This is a genomic window from Rubellimicrobium aerolatum, from assembly GCF_017872975.1.
GTDB lineage: Bacteria > Pseudomonadota > Alphaproteobacteria > Rhodobacterales > Rhodobacteraceae > Rubellimicrobium > Rubellimicrobium aerolatum.
The window spans coordinates 1-2,500 of record NZ_JAGGJP010000039.1 but is presented as its reverse complement, the minus strand read 5'-3'; the positions used below and the strand labels follow the sequence as shown (position 1 = coordinate 2,500).

General features: G+C 61.4%; 1 tRNA gene and 2 rRNA genes (1 of these 3 cut by a window edge). All 3 read left to right on the top strand.

Annotated features, from left to right (window positions below):
- Positions 1 to 1,992, top strand: a 23S ribosomal RNA gene (locus J2Z33_RS17805) (it extends 847 nt beyond the left edge of the window).
- 208 nt (positions 1,993 to 2,200) lie between these two features.
- Positions 2,201 to 2,315, top strand: a 5S ribosomal RNA gene (gene rrf / locus J2Z33_RS17800).
- 106 nt (positions 2,316 to 2,421) lie between these two features.
- A tRNA-Met gene (locus tag J2Z33_RS17795) sits at positions 2,422 to 2,498 on the top strand.
- The last annotated feature ends 2 nt before the right edge of the window (positions 2,499 to 2,500 follow it).

The window sequence follows — 2,500 nt, the reverse complement described above, 5'->3', positions numbered from 1 at the left end:
TCTATTTAGGTAGAGCGTCGGACGAATGCCCTCGGGGGTAGAGCACTGGATGGGTGATGGGGTCCCACAGACTTACTGAGCCTAACCAAACTCCGAATACCGAGGAGCACTATCCGGCAGACAGACATCGGGTGCTAACGTCCGGTGTCGAGAGGGAAACAACCCTGACCTCCAGCTAAGGTCCCCAAGTCACGGCTAAGTGGGAAAGCAGGTGGGACGACCAAAACAACCAGGAGGTTGGCTTAGAAGCAGCCATCCTTTAAAGATAGCGTAACAGCTCACTGGTCTAGACAAGTTGTCCTGCGGCGAAGATGTAACGGGGCTCAAGCCGTGCACCGAAGCTGAGGATGCATCCTTGTGATGCGTGGTAGCAGAGCGTGGTGTGACATAGTCTCCTGTCTCTTTGACCGTCGTGAGACGGTCCTGGAGACGCGAGGCTTTCGATGAAGCCCGGGCGTGAGCCATCGGGTGGAGAGATCACCAGCGAGAATGATGACATGAGTAGCGACAAAGGGGGTGAGAGACCCCCTCGCCGAAAGTCCAAGGGTTCCTGCTTAAAGCTAATCTGAGCAGGGTGAGCCGACCCCTAAGGCGAGGCCGAGAGGCGTAGTCGATGGGAACCGGGTTAATACTCCCGGGCCAGGAGGATGTGACGGATCGCAGGTGTTGTTCGCCCTGACTGGATTGGGCGGGCGGCTGAGCGGTTCCTGGAAATAGCCCTCCGTGAGATCGTACCCGAAACCGACACAGGTGGACTGGTAGAGCATACCAAGGCGCTTGAGAGAACGATGTTGAAGGAACTCGGCAAAATACCTCCGTAAGTTCGCGAGAAGGAGGCCCTGCCTGTGCGCAAGCGCGGGTGGGGGGCACAAACCAGGGGGTGGCGACTGTTTACTAAAAACACAGGGCTCTGCGAAGCCGCAAGGCGACGTATAGGGTCTGACGCCTGCCCGGTGCTGGAAGGTCAAAGGGAGGGGTGCGAGCTCCGAACTGAAGCCCCAGTAAACGGCGGCCGTAACTATAACGGTCCTAAGGTAGCGAAATTCCTTGTCGGGTAAGTTCCGACCTGCACGAATGGCGTAACGACTTCCCCGCTGTCTCCAACATCGGCTCAGCGAAATTGAACTGCCCGTGAAGATGCGGGCTACCCGCGGTTAGACGGAAAGACCCCATGCACCTTTACTCCAGCTTCGCACTGGCACCAGGATGGCGATGTGCAGGATAGGCGGTAGGCTTTGAAGCGGGGGCGCCAGCCCTCGTGGAGCCGTCCTTGAGATACCGCCCTTCGCCCTCTTGGTGTCTAACCGCGGCCCGTATACCCGGGTCCGGGACCCTGCGTGGTGGGGAGTTTGACTGGGGCGGTCGCCTCCCAAACGGTAACGGAGGCGCGCGAAGGTTGGCTCAGGGCGGTCGGAAATCGCCCGTTGAGTGCAATGGCATAAGCCAGCCTGACTGCGAGACTGACACGTCGAGCAGAGTCGAAAGACGGCCATAGTGATCCGGTGGTCCCACGTGGGAGGGCCATCGCTCAACGAATAAAAGGTACGCTGGGGATAACAGGCTGATACTGCCCAAGAGTCCATATCGACGGCAGTGTTTGGCACCTCGATGTCGGCTCATCTCATCCTGGGGCTGGAGCAGGTCCCAAGGGTATGGCTGTTCGCCATTTAAAGAGGTACGTGAGCTGGGTTTAGAACGTCGTGAGACAGTTCGGTCCCTATCTTCCGTGGGTGCAGGAGACTTGAGAGGAGTTGCCCCTAGTACGAGAGGACCGGGGTGAACGTTCCACTGGTGGACCGGTTGTCGCGCCCGCGGCAGTGCCGGGTGGCTATGAACGGACAGGATAACCGCTGAAGGCATCTAAGCGGGAAGCCCCCCTCGAAACCAGGTCTCCCCGAGGACCGTGGCAGACCACCACGTCGATAGGCCGGAGATGCACGCGCGGCAACGCGCTCAGTTGACCGGTACTAATCGTCCGATAGGCTTGATCCGATCCAGTGACGGGCAGGGCGCAAGCCCCCCCCGTCCCAAGGACACCGGAAGCCATGCACAACCCCAACGGCCCCAGGACCCGCCCCACACCGGCGGCCCCGGGCCCCGACAGTGAACACGACCTGGAACACACCTGATGTTGGGGGAGCCCCCCGGCCCGCGCAGCCGCGCACGGCCGGAACGCCTCCCCCGGAGGGCCCTGATCCGGTCTGGTGGCCATAGGCTGCGCGACACACCCGATCCCATCCCGAACTCGGCCGTTAAGCGCACAGCCGCTGATGGTACTGCGTCCCAAGACGCGGGAGAGTAAGTCACCGCCAGACCTGACCAGAGCCCCCCTCCCTCTCCCCCACGACCCCGCGGCCCCCCAAAACGGCCCGCCACGGGACCCCCCAAACCCCACCGACCCCGGATCCGGACCAACCTCGCCGCGGGGTGGAGCAGCCCGGTAGCTCGTCAGGCTCATAACCTGAAGGCCGCAGGTTCAAATCCTGCCCCCGCAACCAAC